A 1,330-nucleotide genomic window follows, 5' to 3' on the forward strand; every position below is an offset into this window, starting at 1 on the left:
TACATTACACACACTTCACACATAAAGCGAACCCGCAGGTCACGGAGCATTTTGTAACGCGCATCAGCACATTAACAGCCATAAGCAATCTAACAACAACACGCGCGAGGCAGTAAGTGAAGCGTGCTGGATCTAGTTCCTACCTCGGTCCTGGAATCCGTCCGAGCATCACCACGTTCCACGATTCTTAACACGACGCTCCAACTGAGGGAGTCGACACTCTCTACAAGACAAAACTCATTCATACGCAAGACTCGTGAACATAGAAGCGGAAATCGAACTTGCCACTTTGCGGACGATGCATTGGTAAAGAATTATGCGGATACACAAAGTGCTGGACTAGCCACACCACGGGAAGCGCAAACCAAGTGCTACCTTGCCTATTTCATCAACCCAGGGTCGTAAAAAGCGGAACTAACCCCAGGACACTTGAACATACGCATGAATACCTCGGATATAGAGTGCTCCACCGAAAATGTGTGGTGAAGCCATATGAATCCGGAAACGAGATTGAATCAGAGACCACTAAACGCGGGTGTCTATTCATCCGCAAGTTCGAGGATGTTCCCGATGATGGTGGGCAAATGCTCATTGAGGGAATAGACCGCACGCCCCGGCAGGTTATCGCGAACCTATTGGACTGGATGGAATTACTGCTTAGCTGAAAGCGGAAAGAGCAAGCGGACAAAGAGGTGGTGACTGAAGCTCCTAGTTTCAAATGCGATTAGCTAGGTAGCTTGTACGAGTCTTTCTACCAACACTGGGAGCTGGTACCACCCCGAGATCTGATTAATCGATTCGAGGTTCTACTCGCCGAGGTAATCCAACTGGTACCCTGACTGGCCGAAGCAGAGCTGTTTGAGTCTGAGCAGCGAGCGTGGGCGTCTTCCACTCCGTCAGTATGACCGGTGTGGAAGTGGGTACATATCAACACTGTTGCCCCCCCTCACTACGTTTCGTACCAAGATAAGGACATGGGAGAAACTCGCTGCTTGCTAGTTGATTGACTCAACCACGTCGACCCCTGTCTTGAGCACAAAGCAAATTTGACCGGCTCTAACAACATGGTTGATCCGAGCCGTTCATTGGAATGACTAGAGGTGCTGCATCGGCTCTTTGGCTAGTTGCCGGTATGCACCAGTAATCGTTGTACGACCGACGTATTTGATTCTGATTTGCTCGTAGGTTTGCTGCCGGTCGACTAAAGGTTTGCATATCCGCCGCGATCAAACCGACCTAATGGCAAACCGTCCTAAGCCGGAAGAGACCATCAGCACTAAAACGCGAGTTAATTCTGTTTACCTGTGGGTAAAACAAAAGTGGGCCGCAG

The 1,330-nt window shown here is 49.8% G+C and carries 1 protein-coding gene; it reads left to right on the forward strand.

The annotated features are described in order from the left end of the window. The first annotated feature begins 482 nt into the window (after positions 1 to 482). Positions 483 to 665, forward strand: a complete 183-nt coding sequence (locus HMPREF2849_RS11590) for a ClbS/DfsB family four-helix bundle protein (RefSeq protein WP_371259581.1) — start codon at positions 483 to 485, stop codon at positions 663 to 665. Positions 666 to 1,330: the final 665 nt, after the last annotated feature.

This window comes from Corynebacterium sp. HMSC073B01 (assembly GCF_001838255.1).
Classification (GTDB): Bacteria; Actinomycetota; Actinomycetes; order Mycobacteriales; family Mycobacteriaceae; genus Corynebacterium; species Corynebacterium jeikeium_D.